The organism is Streptomyces sp. NPDC059008 (assembly GCF_042749045.1).
GTDB lineage: Bacteria > Actinomycetota > Actinomycetes > Streptomycetales > Streptomycetaceae > Streptomyces.
Window position 1 is genome coordinate 1 of sequence record NZ_JBHYJC010000080.1, and the last position, 17,157, is coordinate 17,157.

Here is a 17,157-nt window from a genome sequence, read left to right on the forward strand (position 1 = left end):
GCCCAGCCGCCGGCCCACTGGCAGCAGCAACGGCCCGCCCCGTATCGCGTCAGATGCCGTATCGCGTCAGATCCCGCGTCGAGTCAGATCCCGCATCGTGGCAGATCCCGCATTGCGTCCGATCCCGCGCCGCGTCACACCACGTCATACGCCGTACCCCGGCATACGCCGAACGAGCGAACCGGTGTCGGCCGAACTCCGCCTGGAACCGGCCGAGTTGGCACCACGCGAGCGAGCGGGGCACCGGGCTTCGGGCGCGCGACCGACCGCAACCACACCACGACCGCACCTCGACCGCACCGCAACCGCACCACTACACCCGCCCACCCCCCTGTAAGGGGGGTGGGCGGAGGGGAAAAAAGATAACGCGCGGAAAATAGCGCGCTGAGGAAAAGAACCCGCCGGGGAAAGAACGCGCGGAGCGGCAAAAGAACGCACGAGGCAAAGCCCCCCGGGCAGAGAACCCCCGGGTGGAGAACCCCCGGGTAGAGCCCCCGGGTAGAGCCCCCGGCAAGGGAACCCCCGGAAAGAGAACTCACGGCAAGAGAACTCCCGGCCAGGGGCGTCGGTGGCTCGGCGGCCCAGTGGCCCCGTGGCCCGGCGGCCCCGTCCGCGGCCCAGCGGCCCCTCAGTCCACCGCCACCGCCGCCGCGATCAGCCCCCGGGCCAGCTTCACATCGACCGCCATCCGCTCCAGCAGGGCGTCGAGCGTGTCGAACTTCTCCTGGCCGCGGATGTAGGCGAGGAAGTCCACCCCGACGTGCAGCCCGTACAGGTCCAGGCCGACGCGGTCGATGGCGTACGCCTCGACCGTGCGCTCCTTGCCGTCGAACTGCGGGTTGGTGCCCACCGAGACGGCCGCCGGCATCGCCTCGCCCTCGACCTGCAGCAGGCCCGCGTAGACGCCGTCGGCCGGGATCGCGGTGTGCGGCAGGGTCTCCACGTTGGCGGTGGGGAAGCCCAGTTCACGGCCGCGCTGGGCGCCGCGCACGACGACGCCCTCGACGCGGTGCGGCCGCCCCAGAACCTCCGTCGCACCGGCCACGTCGCCCTCGGCGACCAGCCCGCGGGCGAGCGTGGAGGAGAACGGCTTGCCGCCGCCCGCCGCGCCGCTCTCGTAGAGGTCGATGACCTCCACCGTGTAGTCGTAGGTGGTGCCGAGTTCGGCGAGGGTGTCGACGTTGCCGGTCGCCTTGTGCCCGAAGCGGAAGTTGGGGCCCTCGACGACGATCTGCGCATGCAGCTTGTCGACCAGCACCTTGGCCACGAAGTCGGCGGGCGCCAGCTTCGAGAACTCCTTGGTGAACGGCAGCACCAGCACCGCGTCCACGCCCAGGTCGGCCATCAGCTCCGCGCGCCGGTGGTGCGGCGCGAGCAGCGGCGGGTGGGTGCCGGGCCGCACGACCTCGCTCGGGTGCGGGTCGAAGGTGACGACCACCGCCGGGATCCCCAGCTCGCGGGCCCGCTCGACGGCCTTCCCGATGATCAATTGGTGGCCGCGGTGCACTCCGTCGTACGAGCCGATGGTGACGACGCTGCGCCCCCAGCCCTCGGGGATGTCCTCCAAGCCACGCCAGCGCTGCACTGTGCCCGCTCCTCGCCCGAACTCTCGGTCAGTCCTGTGCGCCATGTCGGCATGGCGCAGGTCTAAGACTGCCATGCCGCGGGTGGTGCTTCGTGCGAAGGGTGGCCCAGCGGTCGTTCCCCGGACCGGGCGTACCGGACCATGGTGTTCCGGTTGCCGCCGGGTGGCCGGTCAGCCGGGCGCCGCCGCGAGCGTCGCCCGGGCGCCCGGCCCCACCACCTCGGCCCACTCCCCCGGCTCGGCCGCGACCCAGTGCCGGACCCGCCGTGCGAAGCCGGGCACCCGGCGCCCCAGCTCCACCAGATGCCGCTCGAAGCGGGCCGCCCCCTCCGGCGTACGGACCAGCAGCGTCCCGGTGCGGTGCACCAGCTCCCGGGTGCGGGCCTCCGGCCGTCGCTCCGCGCCCTCGGCGGCCGCCCGCAGCAGCGCCTCCAGTACGCGGGTGTCCGGCTCGTCCTCCGCGCGCCCGGCGCCCGCGGCGGCGCCCGACGCCTCCCGCGCCAGCAGCACCTCCAGCAGGTCCCGACGCAGCGGGGCGGAGTCCGGGGAGCCCGGCTCGGCCAGGACGGCGGCGAGTGCGCAGCGGACCGGCGCGGGGTGGCCGGTCAGCAGCTCCACGGCGAGCGGGCCGAGCGCGGCGCGGGCGGCCGGTCCGCGTTCGAGCCGGAGGGCGACGAAGGCGGCGACCGGCTGCGCGGCGCGGTCCGGGCACTGACCGGCGTAGGCGCGGACCAGGGCGGCGGCGCGGCCGGCGAGCTCCGGCTCGTCGAGGCCGGCCAGCATCCGCAGCAGCGCCGCCGCCACCGGCGGGCCCGCTCCGTCGACCAGCCGGGCGCGGAAGGCGGCCAGCACCGTTTCGGGGCGGTCGGCGAGGGCGCCGGTGAAGGCCGTCGGCGGCAGCTGCGGATCGCCCGCGACGAAACGGGCCAGCGCCCGGTCCAGGAACCACGGGCGGGTCACCGGGTCGCCCACCAGCAGGGCGAGCGCGGAGCCGTGGTGGGCCTCGTCGGCGGCTCGGGACAGCAGGCGCAGGGCGGCCTGGCGCAGCATCGCGCGGTCGGCCTCGGCGGTGGCGTACGGGGCCACCCGCAGCCCGTAGGACACGGCGGCGAGCCGGCGCTCGGGGCGCTGGTCGTGCGCCCAGCGGCCGACGGCCCGGCACAGCGCCGAGGGCTCGTCCTCGGCGAGCGCGTCCAGCAGTTCGTCGCCCTTGGGATGCGCGGCCGCCACCAGCGCCTCCAGCAGCCCGTCGAGCGCCCCCCGGCGGTGGGTGTGCAACAGGGCCTGGGCGGCCACGGCGACGGTGATCTCCCGGGGAACGGCGCGTACGGGACGGTCCCGGCCCGTCGCCGCCGCGCCGGGGCGGGGCAGCGGGCGGGTGTCGTCGAACCAGGCGCACAGCAGGGGCTGGATGCGCCGGGGGTGTGCGCGCAGCAGGTCGGCCGCGGCGTCGAGGAAGCGCGCCGGCCGCGGGTCGGCGGGCTCCTCGGGCGGTGCCTCCTCGGCGGTCTCCCCTGGGGCCGGGTGGACACGCACCCGCGGCGGCTGTGCGAAGGGGTGGTGGCCGGCGGGCGGGCAGGCGCCTGCCGGCCGGCCCGCCCCGGCCGGTGGCCCGTCGGCCGGGAGCAGACGGCGCAGCAGATCCATCCGGTCCTCCTCCGCCAGCACCAGCCGGGCCCAGAACCACGGGCTGAACGCCGTCAGGCCCGTACCGTCGAAGCCGCCCGCCCTCAGGGACCGTTCGGTGATCCGGTCGGCGAGCAGCCGCAGCACACCGGTGTACGGCGTGGCGTCGGGCGCCCGGAGCAGTGCGCCGGCCAGGACCTGGGCGGCCCACCGGCGGCCGTCCGCGGCCTGCCCGGCGACCGGTTGGGGGGCGGTGGCGATCCGCACCAACTCCGCCAGCCGAAAGGCGAGTTGTACCGTTCCCCGGCGCCGGGCGAGCAGCAGCAGGGCCTCCACGGCCGGTCCGATGCGGTGCCCGCCGGGGACGGGCAGCAGATCGACGTCGGCGTGGGCGCCCTGCAGCCACTCCGCGAACTCCTCGTGGGCGAAGCGGTATCCGGGGCCGGCCGGGACCAGCAGCCCCTCTGCCAGCACCGCCGCGGCCCAGCCCGGCTCCCGGGGGAAGATCTCCTCGAAGCACGCCGGCTCCAGCGCGCCCGGCCCGGAGCCGAGGCAGCGCCGGGCCGCCTCGTGCACCTGGCCGGCGACCTGGGCGGCCAGGCGGCGCACGGCGGTGCCGCGCGGCGCGGGCCGGTGCCCGGCCGCGATCCGTACGGCGATCCGCAGGCACACCAGGTCCAGATAGGCGTCGAAGATCTGGTGCCGGTCGGGCGCGCCGACGGCGGCCGGCCCGGCCGCGTCGCCCTTGGGGAGCGCGGCCTGGACCTCCGCGAGCAGCCGCAGGGCCAGCGGGTGCCGGGCGTCCGGCGCGGCGGGTGCGCCGGGCGGCAGCCCGTAGAGGCCGCGGGCGCGCTCCGCCGCCTGCCTGGGGAGGTCGCCGATCCCCGCGCAGGCGGGCAGCGCGGGCACCGGATGGCGCGGCTGGTGCAGCAGACCGGGCGGGAAGAGCGCACCGGCCCGCTCCCAGTGCTCGGGGCGGCAGGCGATGACCAGCCGCACACCGGCCGTGCGCAGCCAGTCGGCCGTCGCGGCGGTCCACGCGGCCAGCCGCTCGTGCTGCGCCAACGACGGCGGCATCTCCTCCGGCCCGTCGAGGAGCACCAGCAGCGGGCGGCCGGACGCGGCCGCCAGGTGGGCGAGCGCGTCGGGGGTGGTGTCCGCCGGGTCGCCGGCCGTACGGCCCGAGGCGGCCAGGGTCCGGCCGGCGCAGCGCAGCGCCCGCGCCACCGCGTCGCGTACGCCGTCGTCGTCGGCCCGCAGCTCCGCGCCGCGCAGCCGGACGGTCGGGGCCGCCTCCGGGCCCGCCGCGCGGCGGGCGGCGAGCCGGGCCAGCTCCGTGCTCCGCCCGGTCCCCGGGTCCCCCACCAGCGCCAGCACCCGCGCCCCGGCGGCCTTGTCGCCGTTGAGGAAGTACGCGAACTCGTCCCGCACGTCGGGCCGTTCCACCGGTTCGCGCCACTGTCGCGGCCGCTCTGCCGAGTCCGTGCAGACCCCCGCGAGCCGCAGCGCGCCGGCCGGGTTCAGCTCGTCGCCGTACGCGGGAACGGTCGCCGCGTTGCGGGCCAGCAGCGCGGCGAGCGCCCCCTCGGGCGCGGCCTCGGCGACCGCGCGCAGCCCGATCGCGAAACCGTCCGCCCGGCGCCCGCTGTGCAGCGCGGTGCCCAGTACGCCCAGGACGACGCCGGTGCGGGCGTCCAGCACCGGCCCGCCGACCGCCGGGCCGCCCAGCCGCAGCGCCTCCCGGCCGCCCGCGCACAGGCCCAACTCCAGGGTGCCGTCGAGGAGATGGACCCGGTCCGCGGCGGTGTACGCCACCCCCTCGCCGGGTCCCACGACCGTGCCGTCCAGCCAGCCGCCCGCCCAGAGCCGTGCGCGGGTGCCCGCGGCCGGGTGGCGGGTGGCGATGGGCAGCGGCGCGAGGCGGTGCTGCCGGAAGCCTTCGGTCCGTACGAGGGCGAGGCCGGTCTCCGGCAGGGAGGTGATGTCGCCGGGCTCCACCGGGCGGGCCCGTCCGGCGGTGCCGGTGGCCGTGGCGGTGGAGTACATCATGGGCTGCAGCAGCAGCCGCTGTGCCCCGTCCACCGCCTCGTGGCTGGTGACGACCGTGCCGTCGTGGTCCGCGAGGAACCCCGTACCGCGCGTCCGACCTGCCAGATCGCGGATGCGTACCAGTGCCATGTCCGCATCGGCGGCCAGCAACGCCATTGCCGATTCCTCCTGCCCGGTCCCGTACCCCGACGGTAGGCAGGCGGTGATCGTCTCGGCAGGGCGCGCTGTGAACGCGCCCCCGTCCGCGCCTTGATTCACTCCGAGCGCCTGACCGAATGAGTGAATGGGCCGGACGCCCTGGATAGAGATCAAGCGGAGGGGGATGGTGGAGCGCGGACCGGTGCTCCGTGTGTGTCCGGACGGCCCGCGTTCCACCACCATCCCCGGGCTAGAGGGCGAACACCGCCAGGCTCTTGGCCTTGCCGCCCTGGTTCTCCACCAGCGCCAGGAACCGCCCGTCCGGCCCGAAGGCCGCGATGGGGCCGTCGCCCTCGAAACGGGGCATGGCGATCCGCGCGCCGTTCAGGAGCAGCCGGGCCTGCGGCTCGGTGACGTTCCAGCGGGTGAACGCCGCGTCGGCGGCCTCGCCGAGCGGCATGATCGGCAGCCCGCCGCCCTCGGGGTCGTCCACCGCGGCCTGCAACTGCTCCAGGGTGCGCGCCCGGTCCAGCTTGTACGGGCCGACCCGGGTGCGGCGCAGCGCGGTCAGATGCCCGCCGACGCCGAGCCCGGCGCCCAGGTCGCGGGCGAGGGCGCGGATGTAGGTGCCGGAGGAGCACTCGACGGAGACCAGCAGATCGGTCACCGGGGTGCCGTCGTCGGCCTCGGTCTCGTGCGCGGAGTGCACCACGAACGAGGAGACCGTCACCGGACGGGCCGGGATCTCCACGTCCTCGCCGTCGCGGACCCGCGAGTAGGACCGCTTGCCGTCGATCTTGATGGCGCTGACCTTCGACGGGACCTGCATGATCGCGCCGGACAGCCGGGCGACCCCGGCGTCGATGTCGTCGCGGGCGATGCCGTGCGCCGCCTTCGACGCCGTGATCTCGCCCTCGGCGTCATCGGTGACCGTGGTCTGGCCCAGCCGGATCGTGCCGACGTACTCCTTCTCCGTCAGCGCGAGGTGCCCGAGCAGCTTGGTGGCCCGCTCCAGGCCCAGGACGAGGACGCCGGTGGCCATCGGGTCGAGGGTGCCGGCATGCCCGACCCGGCGGGTGCGGGCCATACCGCGCATCTTCGCCACGACGTCGTGCGAAGTGAAGCCGGCCGGCTTGTCGACGATGACAAGACCGCCCGGCTTGTTGCTCTCACGCTTCATTCTGCCGCGGTGCCCTCGTCGTCTGCCTCGTCAGCGTCTTCGCCCGGCTTGCGGTACGGGTCGGCCCCGCCGGCGTACTGGGCACCCGAGGAGACCTCGCGCACCTTGGCGTCCGAGGCCCGCGCCTTGTCGAGCAGGTCCTCGATCGTCTTGGCGTTCTCCGGCAGGGCGTCCGCCACGAACGCCAGGGTCGGCGTGAACTTCGTACCGGCCGCGGCGCCGACCGCGGAGCGCAGGATGCCCTTGGCGCTCTCCAGTCCGGCGGCGGCGCTGGCGCGGTCCTCGTCGTCGCCGTAGACCGTGTAGAAGACCGTAGCCTCCCGCAGGTCGCCGGTGACCCGGGTGTCCGTGATGGTCACGTGCGAACCGAGCCGCGGGTCCTTGATTCCGCGCTGCAGCTTCTGGGCGACCACCTCCCGGATGAGGTCCGCCAGCTTCTTCGCCCGCGCATTGTCGGCCACTGGTCCGTCTCCTTCTTGTCTTTCACAATTGTGCTTCCACCGGCGGCGACGTGCCCTGCCATCGGGTCAGTCGTCATCGCCGTGCAACCGCCGGCGTACCGACAGCAGCTCCACTTCGGGCCGTGCGGCGACCAGGCGCTCACAGCGGTCCATGACATCGGTGAGATGCCCGGCGTCCCCAGAGACCACCGCCAGGCCGATCGTCGCCCTGCGGTGCAGATCCTGGTCCCCTACCTCCGCCACGCTCACCGCGTACTTGCGGTGCAGCTCGGCGACGATCGGGCGGACGACGGAGCGCTTCTCCTTGAGCGACCGTACGTCGCCGAGAAGCAGGTCGAAGGACAGTGTCCCTACGTACATGCAAGACGGGTCAAGCCACCCGTGGGGCCTTAGGTGTACGTGTCATTTCGAACCGTACACGCAACGGCCGGGGCCGATCGACGGAGTTTACGCTCCGCCGACCGGCCCCAAACGCCCGCCCGTCGCCCGACCACCACCCCGGGTGGACCGTGCTACGCACGGACTGCCATCCGCGTGATCAGCCGCGCGGCTTCTCGCGCATCTCGTAGGTCGCGATGACGTCGTCGACCTTGATGTCGTTGAAGTTTCCGAGGTTGATACCGCCCTCGAAGCCTTCGCGGATCTCGGTGACGTCGTCCTTGAAGCGACGCAGACCCTGGATGTTGAGGTCCTCCGCGACCACCTTGCCGTCGCGGATGAGGCGCGCCTTGGTGTTGCGCTTGACCTCGCCGGAGCGGATGAGCACACCCGCGATGTTGCCGAGCTTGGACGAGCGGAAGATCTCGCGGATCTCGGCCGTACCGAGCTCGACCTCCTCGTACTCCGGCTTGAGCATGCCCTTGAGGGCCGCCTCGATCTCCTCGATCGCCTGGTAGATGACCGAGTAGTACCGGACGTCGACGCCCTCGCGCTCGGCCATCTGCGTGGCGCGGCCCTCGGCCCGCACGTTGAAGCCGATGACGATCGCGTCGGAGCCGGACGCCAGGTTGATGTCCGTCTCGGTGACCGCACCGACGCCGCGGTGCAGCACCCGGATGTCGACCTCTTCGCCGACGTCGAGCTGGAGCAGGGAGGACTCCAGGGCCTCGACGGAACCAGAAGCGTCACCCTTGATGATGAGGTTGAGCTGCTGGACCTCGCCGGCCTTGAGCACCTTGTCCAGGTCCTCCAGCGAGACACGGCGCGTGCGCTTGGCGAAGGCCGCGTTGCGCTCGCGGGCGGCACGCTTCTCGGCGATCTGACGGGCCGTACGGTCCTCGTCGACGACCAGGAAGTTGTCGCCGGCGCCCGGGACGTTGGTCAGACCCAGGACCAGGACGGGGGTCGAGGGACCCGCTTCCTCGACGTTGTTGCCCTTGTCGTCGAACATCGCGCGGACTCGGCCGTAGGCGTCGCCGGCGACCATCGTGTCACCCACGCGCAGCGTGCCGCGCTGGACAAGGACGGTGGCCACGGCGCCGCGACCGCGGTCGAGGTGCGCCTCGATCGCGAGACCCTGCGCGTCCTGCTCGGCGTTGGCCCGCAGGTCGAGCGCGGCGTCCGCGGTCAGGACCACGGCCTCCAGCAGCGAGTCGATGTTGAGCCCCTGCTTGGCGGAGATGTCGACGAACATGGTGTCGCCGCCGTACTCCTCGGCCACCAGGCCGTACTCGGTCAGCTGACCGCGCACCTTGGTCGGGTCGGCGCCCTCGACGTCGATCTTGTTGACCGCGACCACGATCGGCACGTCGGCCGCCTTGGCGTGGTTGAGGGCCTCGATCGTCTGCGGCATGACACCGTCGTTGGCCGCCACCACGAGGATCGCGATGTCGGTCGACTTGGCACCACGGGCACGCATGGCGGTGAACGCCTCGTGACCGGGGGTGTCGATGAAGGTGATGCGCCGCTCTTCGTCGTTGACCTCGGTCGCGACCTGGTAGGCACCGATGTGCTGGGTGATGCCGCCGGCCTCGCCCGCGATGACGTTCGTCTTGCGGATGGCGTCGAGCAGTCGGGTCTTACCGTGGTCGACGTGACCCATGACGGTCACCACCGGCGGACGGGAGACGAGCATCTCCTCGCCGCCCTCGTTCTCGCCGAACTCGATGTCGAAGGACTCGAGCAGCTCGCGGTCCTCCTCCTCCGGGCTGACGATCTCGACGACGTAGTTCATCTCGTCGGCGAGCAGCTGCAGCGTCTCGTCGGAGACCGACTGGGTCGCGGTGACCATCTCGCCCAGGTTCAGCATGACCTGGACCAGCGACGCCGGGTTGGCGTTGATCTTCTCGGCGAAGTCCGTCAGCGAGGCACCGCGCGACAGGCGAACCGTCGCACCGTTGCCGCGCGGCAGCATGATGCCGCCGACCGACGGGGCCTGCATGGCCTCGTACTCCTGACGGCGCTGCCGCTTCGACTTGCGGCCACGACGCGCCGGACCGCCGGGACGGCCGAACGCACCCTGCGTGCCACCACGGCCACCGGGGCCGCCGGGACGACCGGCGAAGCCGGGACGACCGCCGCCGAAGCCACCGCCGCCACCGGGACCGCCGCCACCGGGACGACCGGCGAAACCGCCGCCGGCACCGCCGGGACGACCGCCGCCACCACCACCGGGACGGCCGGCGAAGCCGCCGCCACCGGGACGACCGCCGCCACCGGGACGACCGGCGCCGCCGGGACCGCGACCGCCGCCACCGGGGCCCGGACGCGGGCCGGCAGCCGGACGCTGCGGCATCATGCCCGGGTTCGGGCGGTTACCGCCGCCGGGACGCGGGCCGGCGCCACCGCCGGGAGCCGCACCCTGCGGACGGGGCATGCCACCGGGGGTCGGACGCGCGCCGCCCTGGCCCTGGGGACGGGGACCACCCTGGCCGCCGCCCTGCGGACGCGGGCCGCCGGGGCCGCCCTGGCCACCGGGACGCGGGGCGCCACCGGGACGGGGGGCCTGCGGACGGGCCATGCCCGTGGAGCCGCTGGAGGTGAAGGGGTTGTTGCCCGGACGGGGTCCGGACGGACGTCCGCCGGGACGCGGGGCGGGGCGCTCGGCGCCGGGGCGCGGAGCGTTGCCACGGCCCTGACCACCCTGACCGGGCGCCGGACGGGCCGGACGCGGGCCGGGGGTACCCGGGCGGGGAGCCGACGCACCGGCGGCCGGAGCGGCCGGAGCGGACGGCGGAGCCTGGAACTCGGGCTGCGCGGGGGCGGCCGGAGCGGGCTTGGGTGCCGCGGGGCGCGCCGGGGTGGGGCGCGGGCCCGGGGTGGGGCCGGCGGCGGGAGTGCTCTTGGGGGCCGCGGGGGCCGGTGCCGCCTCGGAGACGGCGGGGGCCGGAGCCGCGGGGCCCGGCTTGGGGGCGCCCGGCTTCGGGGCAGCAGGACGTGCCGCCTGCGCCGGAGAGGGCGCCGACGGCTTCGCGGGGGCCGACTTGCGCGGCGCCGCGGGCTTACCGGCGGAGCGGCCACTGCCGCTGCCTGCCTGGAAAGCGTCGGTCAACTTGCGAACAACCGGCGCCTCGATCGTCGAGGACGCCGAACGGACGAATTCACCAAGTTCTTGGAGCTTGGCCATGACGACCTTGCTCTCAACGCCGAACTCCTTGGCGAGTTCGTATACCCGGACCTTAGCCACTTCGCTCCTTCTAGGTCCGGGGTGTCCACCGGACCGTCGCTACTTCATGGGCGTACTCATCGCGTACTCATCGAGTGCTCATCGCAATCTCGACCTACTTCCGACTCGCGAGGTACCTGACCGCACGGTTTTCCGTGCGCTGTGCGTTTCTTGCTGTGCGTTATGCAATGGCGGCTTCAACCGGCGCCCCGTTCGAGGAACCGACGCAGATCCGTCGTGTCGAACGGTCCCCGGCCCCGAAAGGCCCGGGGGAACGCCCGGCGGCGAACCGCCAGGTCGAGGCAGACCAGTGTCGGGTGCACGTAAGCACCCCGGCCGGGCAGCGTACCGCGAGGATCGGGGGCACACTCACCCTCGATCTGCACGATGCGCAGCAGATCGCCCTTGGCCGCTCGCTCCCGGCATCCCAGACATGTGCGCTCAGGGCATGCGCGGGCATGCGTCCGGCCAGACACTGCTTAAGTCTACCTCCCCGCGCCGACCCGACCCCTATGGGGTAAAGGACGGACCGCTGCTCAGAATTCCCGGCCGAGCGCCGCGACACCACCGATTTTCCCGGAGGGCCGCGGCGCGGGCCGGCTACCGCAGGTGATGTCAGTGCTGCGGTGCGTGCTGCTCGGTGTCCGGACGGATGTCGATCCGCCAGCCGGTCAGCCGGGCGGCGAGCCGGGCGTTCTGCCCTTCCTTGCCGATGGCCAGTGACAGCTGGTAGTCGGGGACGGTGACCCGGGCGGAACGCGCCGCCAGGTCCACGACCTCGACCTTGCTGACCCGGGCCGGCGACAGCGCGTTGGCGACCAGCTCGGCCGGGTCGTCCGACCAGTCCACGATGTCGATCTTCTCGCCGTGGAGCTCGGCCATCACGGCGCGCACCCGCCCGCCCATCGGCCCGATGCACGCGCCCTTGGCGTTGAGGCCCGAACGGGTGGACCGAACGGCGATCTTCGTGCGGTGTCCGGCCTCGCGGGCGATGGCGGCGATCTCCACCGAACCGTCCGCGATCTCCGGCACCTCCATGGCGAAGAGCTTCTTCACCAGATTGGGGTGCGTGCGCGAGAGCGTGACGGACGGCCCGCGCACTCCCTTGACCACCCGGACGACGTACGACCGCAGCCGGGTGCCGTGTGCGTAGTCCTCGCCGGGGACCTGCTCCTGCACCGGCAGGATGGCCTCCAGGCGGCCGATGTCGACCAGGACGTTCTTGGGGTCCTTGCCCTGCTGGACGACGCCGGTGACGACATCGCCCTCCCGTCCAGCGTACTCGCCGAAGGTGATCTCCTCCTCGGCGTCCCGCAGGCGCTGCAGGATGACCTGCTTGGCGGTGGTCGCCGCGATCCGCCCGAAGCCCGAGGGGGTGTCGTCGAACTCGCGCGGCTCGGCACCCTCCTCCAGGTCCTCCGGATCCTCCTTCGCCCACACCGTCACATGGCCGGTGCTGCGGTCCAGCTCCACCCGCGCCCGCCGGCGGCTGCCCTCGGTGCGGTGGTACGCGATGAGGAGGGCCGACTCGATCGCCTCGACCAGCAGGTCGAACGAGATCTCCTTCTCCCGCACCAGACCCCGCAGGGCACTCATGTCGATATCCACGGCTACGCCTCCTCCTTGTTCTCGTCGATCTTCTCGTCGTGCTGCACGTCGCGCTTGTCGGCCTTCTCGGACTTGCGGCTGAATTCCAGTTCCACGCGCGCCTTGGCGATCTCGTCGAAGGAGACCCGGCGGGCGGTGGGCTTGCGTCCCTTGACCCCCGGCACCTCGAGGTCGAGTCCCTCATCGTCCACGGCGATGATCCGGGCCACCAGCTCCCCGGCCCCTGCCGCGTCGGTCAGTTGGGCCTTGATCAGGCGGCCGACGGCGCGGCGGTAGTGCCGCAGCTCGGTCAGCGGCCGGTCGGCGCCCGGTGAGGTGACCTCAAGGGTGTACGGCGCGCCGCCCATCGCGTCGGAGTCGTCCAGGACCTGGGAGACCTCGCGGCTGAGCTCGGCGCACTCGTCCAGCTGGACGCCCTCGTCGGAATCGACCACGATCCTCAGCACCCGCCGCTTGCCTGCCGGTGTCACCTCGATCTCTTCCAGATCCAGGTCTCGCGCGGCGACGAGCGGTTCAAGCAATCCGCGCAGCCTCTCGCTCTGGGTCGTGCTCATCCGGGTGACTCCTCGGCCGCGTGTGCTGTTGTGGGTGGGTCGCGTGTCGGGTCAAAGCCTATCGGTTCCGGCGGGGTACTGACGATTCGGTGGGTCGTCACGGATACTCTCGCCTGCGGTGATCACGACGGAAGACCCCGGGAAGTGCAACGTGCCGAAAGTGGCGCTCACGCGGAGATGGACCCTGCTGGCCGGCGCCGCCCTCGGGGGCGCCGCGCTGCTGACCGGCTGCGCCGAGGACGACGGCCCCGACCGTGCCGAGCACTCCTCGGCCGCCGACCGGCTGCGCGAGCGCTCCGCCCGCGACAGCGCGGCGCTGCTCGCGCGCTACGACGCGACGCTCACCGCGCACCCCGCGCTGGAGGAGCGGCTGCGCCCGCTGCGCTCCGAAGTGGGCCGGCACGCCCGGGCGTTCACCGACGACGACGCCGCCCCCTCCCCCAGCGCCGCGCCCTCCCGGGGCCCGGCACACGAGGTCGCCGCGCCCTCGGTGCCCGAGGACGAGAAGGCCGCGCGCGGCGCGCTCGCCGATGCGGAGCGCAGGCTCGCCGACGCGCGGACCAAGGACCTGCTCGCCGCACCGCCCGAGCTGGCCCGGCTGCTGGCCTCGGTGGCCGCGTCCGGCGCGGCCCACGCCTACCTGCTGACGGACCCGGCCGGATGACGGACTTCGGCACGACGGCACCGGCACCACGGACAGTGACCAGCGAAGGGGCGTACGCATGAACACGGCAGCGGGGCGCGGCAGACCGGAACACCGGGACGACGACGAACGGGACGAGCGCGACGAGCGGGAGCTGACGGCCGTGCAGGCGGCGCTGGCCGCCGAGCACGCGGCGGTCTACGGCTACGGCGTGGTCGGCGGCCGGATCACCGCCGACCGGCGCAAGGAGGCCCTGGCGGCGTACGACGCCCATCGGGCGCGCCGGGACGCACTCCACCGCCAGGTGCGCGAACTGGGCGGCACGCCGCGCGCCGCGGCCGCCGCCTACGCGCTGCCCTTCCCGGTGCCCGACGCGGCCGCCGCGGTCCGGCTGGCGGCGGAGCTGGAGGACCGGCTGGCCGCCGTCTACGCGGATCTGGTCCGGGCCGGCGGCCGGGCCAGGCGCCGGGAGGCGGCCGCCGCACTGCGCGAGGCGGCGGTGCGGTCGGTGCGCTGGCGGGGCGGCGGCGTAGCCTTCCCTGGGCTCGTGGAGCGGGCCGCGGCCGCGGCTCCGTCCGGCTCCGCGAGCGCCTCCGCGGGCGCACTGTGAACGACCGGCGGTCTGAGGTCCCTTTCCGACCCTGACCCCTCGGACAGGCCCGCAGCCAGGACGACGTGCGGGGCCGTCGCGGCACGCTGCGATCGCCCCGATGAAGGGACAGCTCAAGCATGGCAACGGCACCCATCGAACCGCCGCAGCGGTTGGTGAGTTCGCTGAGCGGCGATCCGGACAGCCCCGCACAGCAGTGGCTGCGGACCCTGCCGACGCTGGTTCAGCAGCGGCTGGACGCCTGGGAGCTGACGCTGGAACGGGTGCACGCCCCCGGTGGCCGCGGCAGCCTCCTGGCGCTCGTACGGCAGCAGGACGGCACCCCCGCGGCGCTGAAGTTCCCGGTGCCGGGCCGGCGGTCCGCGCACGAGGCGGCCGCACTGGAGATATGGGACGGCTGGGGCGCCGTACGCCTGCTGCGGTCCGACGAGGAGAGCGGCGCACTGCTGCTGGAGCGGCTGCAGAGCGCGGTCTCGCTGCGCTCGCTGCCCGAGGCCAAGGCGCTGCTGGAGGCGGCCGGCACCGTCCGCCGCCTGTGGGTGGCGCCCGGGACCGACCACCCCTTCGAGACGCTCGCCGGCCGTGCCGAGGAGGCGGCGGAGGCGCTGCGCACGGCCGGGGCGCTCACCCGGTCGGCCGGTCCGCTGGTCGAGGAGGCACAGGAACTCGGGCGCACCCTGCCGGCCGGCTCCGACGAACGGTTCCTCCTGCACGGCGCGTTCCGGCAGGGCAAGGTGCTCGCCGGTGAGCGGGCGCCGTGGCTGGCGATCGGCCCCGACCCGGTGGTGGGCGAGCGGGCCTACGACCTGGCGGCGCTGGTGCTGGACCGCTTCGAGGACGTGATGGCCGGCTCCGGCGCGGCCGCCGCGGTCCGCCGCCGGGTCGCCAAGCTGGCCGACTCCCTGGAGGTGGACCGGGAGCGGTTGCGCCACTGGACGCTGTACCGCGCGGTGGACGCGGGCGTGCGGGAGGCCGCGGTGGGCGACCGCCGGCGGGGCGAACTGCTGCTGGAGTTCGCCGCCTGGCTGTAGGGCGCGGGCGAGAGCGGGGCAGACGAACGGGCCGGCCGGGGTGAGCTCCCCGGCCGGCCCGTTGGTCACGCGGCGTCAGGCGCCGAGCCGGGCGACGGCCTCCTCGACCGTCAGCTCCTCGCGCTCGCCGGTGCGGCGGTCCTTGACCTCGACGACGCCCTCGCCGGCGCGGCGACCGGCGACCACGATGGTCGGCACGCCCAGCAGCTCGGCGTCGGTGAACTTCACGCCCGGCGAGACGCCCGGGCGGTCGTCGACCAGCACCCGCAGGCCCGCGGCGCCGAGCCGCTCGCCGACCTCCAGCGCGAGCTCGGTCTGCTTGGCCTTGCCCGCCGCGACGACGTGGACATCGGCCGGCGCGACCTCGCGCGGCCAGCACAGGCCCTTGTCGTCATGGGTCTGCTCGGCCAGCGCGGCCACCGCGCGGGAGACCCCGATGCCGTAGGAGCCCATGGTGACCCGCGCCGGCTTGCCGTTCTGGCCGAGGACGTCGAGTTCGAAGGCGTCCGCGTACTTGCGGCCGAGCTGGAAGATGTGCCCGATCTCGATGGCACGGTCGATGCGCAGGCCGGCGCCGCACTTCGGGCAGGGGTCGCCGGGCTCGACGACGACCACGTCGAGGTACTCGTCGACCTCGAAGTCACGGCCCACGACGACGTTGCGGGCGTGCTTGCCCTCCTTGTTGGCGCCGGTGACCCAGGCCGTGCCGGGGGCGATGCGGGGGTCGGCGACGTACTTGAACGCCTTGCCGGCCAGGCCCTGCGGGCCGACGTAGCCGCGGACCAGTTCGGGGTGGTCCACGAAGTCCTCGGCGGTGACCAGCTCGACGGTGGCCGGGGCGAGGTGCTCGCCGAGCTTGCCCATGTCGACCTCGCGGTCGCCGGGGACGCCCACCGCGACGATCTCGCCGTCGACCTTGACCAGCAGGTTCTTCAGCGTCGCGGAGGCCGGTACGCCGAGGAACTCGGCGAGCGTCTCGATGGTCGGGGTGTCGGGGGTGTCCAGCTCCTCGACGGGGCCGTGGCCCGAGCCGTCGGCCGGGGCGACCTTGACCGTCACGGCCTCGGTGTTGGCGGCGTAGTCGCAGGACGGACAGTCGACGAAGGTGTCCTCACCGGCCGCGGCGGGCGCCAGGAACTCCTCCGAGGCGGAGCCGCCCATCGCGCCGGAGACCGCGGAGACGATGCGGTAGTCGAGGCCGAGGCGCTCGAAGATCTTCTGGTAGGCCTGGCGGTGCAGCGCGTAGGACTGCTCCAGGCCCTCGTCGGTGGTGTCGAAGCTGTACGAGTCCTTCATGTGGAACTCGCGGCCGCGCAGCACACCGGAGCGGGGACGGGCCTCGTCGCGGTACTTGATCTGGATCTGGTAGAGGATCACCGGCAGGTCCTTGTAGGACGTGCACTGGTCCTTGACCGTGAGGGTGAAGATCTCCTCGTGGGTGGGGCCGAGGAGGTAGTCGGCGCCCTTGCGGTCCTTAAGGCGGAAGAGCAGGTCGCCGTACTCCTCCCAGCGGCCGCTGATCTCGTAGGGCTCCTTCGGCAGCAGGGCCGGCAGCAGGACCTCCTGGCCGCCGATCGCGTCCATCTCCTCGCGCACGACGCGGGAGACGTTCTCCAGGACCTTCATGCCCAGCGGCAGCCACGTCCAGATGCCGGCGGAGGAGCGGCGGACGTACCCGGCGCGGACGAGCAGCTTGTGGCTGGCGGTCTCGGCGTCGGCCGGGTCGTCGCGCAGTGTCTTGATCATCAAGCGGGACATGCGCTGGACCTGTGCGGCGTTGGCCATGGGAGTTTCTCCTGCGTAAGAAAGGTGACTCCCTGGAGGTTAGCTGTAGGGGTGTGCCGCGCGGAAATGCATACCGCTGCGCTGGGCCGGCTTCCCACGTTGTCGGCTTTCCCGCCGTGGGGGTTGTGCGCCCTTTCGCTGCGCTTTGCTGCGGCCCACGTTGTCGGCTTTCCCGCCGTGGGGGCTTGTCGCCGTTGCGCCTGCGGCGGGCGTGGTGTTGTCGGGTGCGGTGACAGCCCTACGGACTTCGTCCTACGGTCTGTCCCCTCCCGTGGGTGGGTGG

13 protein-coding genes are annotated in these 17,157 nt (G+C 73.7%); 3 read left to right on the forward strand and 10 right to left on the reverse strand.

Translation table 11 applies throughout. The annotated features are described in order from the left end of the window. Positions 1-628 precede the first annotated feature (628 nt). The 9 genes from ACFWZH_RS38310 to rimP form a co-directional block, all read right to left on the reverse strand. Positions 629-1,585 carry a bifunctional riboflavin kinase/FAD synthetase gene (locus ACFWZH_RS38310; protein ID WP_384442766.1) on the reverse strand — a complete coding sequence of 319 codons (957 nt, stop codon included), beginning with the start codon at positions 1,583-1,585 and terminating at the stop codon, positions 629-631. A 171-nt stretch (positions 1,586-1,756) separates the two neighbouring features. Then, positions 1,757-5,416, reverse strand: coding sequence for a hypothetical protein (locus ACFWZH_RS38315; protein ID WP_384442769.1), 3,660 nt, complete (start codon positions 5,414-5,416; stop codon positions 1,757-1,759). Between the two features lie 232 nt (positions 5,417-5,648). Further along, entirely contained in the window at positions 5,649-6,578 is a 930-nt protein-coding gene (truB, locus tag ACFWZH_RS38320; protein ID WP_384442772.1) for a tRNA pseudouridine(55) synthase TruB, read from the reverse strand. Continuing rightward, positions 6,575-7,039 carry a 30S ribosome-binding factor RbfA gene (gene rbfA / locus ACFWZH_RS38325; RefSeq protein WP_384442775.1) on the reverse strand — a complete coding sequence of 155 codons (465 nt, stop codon included), beginning with the start codon at positions 7,037-7,039 and terminating at the stop codon, positions 6,575-6,577. The genes truB and rbfA overlap by 4 nt, the downstream gene beginning before the upstream one ends. A gap of 66 nt (positions 7,040-7,105) precedes the next feature. Then, on the reverse strand, positions 7,106-7,399 hold the full coding sequence (locus tag ACFWZH_RS38330) for a DUF503 domain-containing protein (protein WP_362834049.1): 294 nt from the start codon (positions 7,397-7,399) through the stop codon (positions 7,106-7,108). A 178-nt stretch (positions 7,400-7,577) separates the two neighbouring features. Then, positions 7,578-10,664: a translation initiation factor IF-2 gene (gene infB / locus ACFWZH_RS38335; RefSeq protein ID WP_384442778.1), complete on the reverse strand. Its 3,087-nt coding sequence runs from the start codon at positions 10,662-10,664 to the stop codon at positions 7,578-7,580. Positions 10,665-10,840: 176 nt separating this feature from the next. Next, entirely contained in the window at positions 10,841-11,119 is a 279-nt protein-coding gene (locus ACFWZH_RS38340; RefSeq protein WP_384442781.1) for a YlxR family protein, read from the reverse strand. Between the two features lie 139 nt (positions 11,120-11,258). Beyond that, positions 11,259-12,251: a transcription termination factor NusA gene (gene nusA, locus ACFWZH_RS38345; protein WP_384442784.1), complete on the reverse strand. Its 993-nt coding sequence runs from the start codon at positions 12,249-12,251 to the stop codon at positions 11,259-11,261. A 2-nt stretch (positions 12,252-12,253) separates the two neighbouring features. Beyond that, positions 12,254-12,805 carry a ribosome maturation factor RimP gene (gene rimP / locus ACFWZH_RS38350; RefSeq protein ID WP_384442787.1) on the reverse strand — a complete coding sequence of 184 codons (552 nt, stop codon included), beginning with the start codon at positions 12,803-12,805 and terminating at the stop codon, positions 12,254-12,256. 118 nt (positions 12,806-12,923) lie between these two features. Between rimP and ACFWZH_RS38355 the strand changes: the two genes are divergently transcribed. The 3 genes from ACFWZH_RS38355 to ACFWZH_RS38365 all read left to right on the forward strand — a co-directional run bounded on the left by ACFWZH_RS38355 (position 12,924) and on the right by ACFWZH_RS38365 (position 15,089). After that, positions 12,924-13,469: a hypothetical protein gene (locus ACFWZH_RS38355; RefSeq protein WP_384442790.1), complete on the forward strand. Its 546-nt coding sequence runs from the start codon at positions 12,924-12,926 to the stop codon at positions 13,467-13,469. Between the two features lie 58 nt (positions 13,470-13,527). Further along, positions 13,528-14,058 (forward strand): ferritin-like domain-containing protein, encoded by a 531-nt coding sequence (locus ACFWZH_RS38360; RefSeq protein WP_384442793.1) that lies wholly within the window; start codon positions 13,528-13,530, stop codon positions 14,056-14,058. Positions 14,059-14,177: 119 nt separating this feature from the next. Continuing rightward, on the forward strand, positions 14,178-15,089 hold the full coding sequence (locus ACFWZH_RS38365) for an aminoglycoside phosphotransferase family protein (RefSeq protein ID WP_384442796.1): 912 nt from the start codon (positions 14,178-14,180) through the stop codon (positions 15,087-15,089). A 75-nt stretch (positions 15,090-15,164) separates the two neighbouring features. On the opposite strand, the gene ACFWZH_RS38370 is transcribed toward ACFWZH_RS38365, so the two are convergent. Then, positions 15,165-16,874, reverse strand: coding sequence for a proline--tRNA ligase (locus ACFWZH_RS38370; protein WP_384442798.1), 1,710 nt, complete (start codon positions 16,872-16,874; stop codon positions 15,165-15,167). Positions 16,875-17,157 lie beyond the last annotated feature (283 nt).

What these genes read in the sequence shown, in the direction of transcription:
- truB (WP_384442772.1), bottom strand. Translation starts at nt 6,578, where the DNA reads ATGAAGCGTGAGAGCAACAAGCCGGGCGGTCTTGTCATCGTCGACAAG.
- ACFWZH_RS38365 (WP_384442796.1), top strand. Translation starts at nt 14,178, where the DNA reads ATGGCAACGGCACCCATCGAACCGCCGCAGCGGTTGGTGAGTTCGCTG.
- ACFWZH_RS38330 (WP_362834049.1), bottom strand. Translation starts at nt 7,399, where the DNA reads ATGTACGTAGGGACACTGTCCTTCGACCTGCTTCTCGGCGACGTACGG.
- ACFWZH_RS38360 (WP_384442793.1), top strand. Translation starts at nt 13,528, where the DNA reads ATGAACACGGCAGCGGGGCGCGGCAGACCGGAACACCGGGACGACGAC.
- ACFWZH_RS38370 (WP_384442798.1), bottom strand. Translation starts at nt 16,874, where the DNA reads ATGGCCAACGCCGCACAGGTCCAGCGCATGTCCCGCTTGATGATCAAG.
- rimP (WP_384442787.1), bottom strand. Translation starts at nt 12,805, where the DNA reads ATGAGCACGACCCAGAGCGAGAGGCTGCGCGGATTGCTTGAACCGCTC.
- ACFWZH_RS38315 (WP_384442769.1), bottom strand. Translation starts at nt 5,416, where the DNA reads ATGGCGTTGCTGGCCGCCGATGCGGACATGGCACTGGTACGCATCCGC.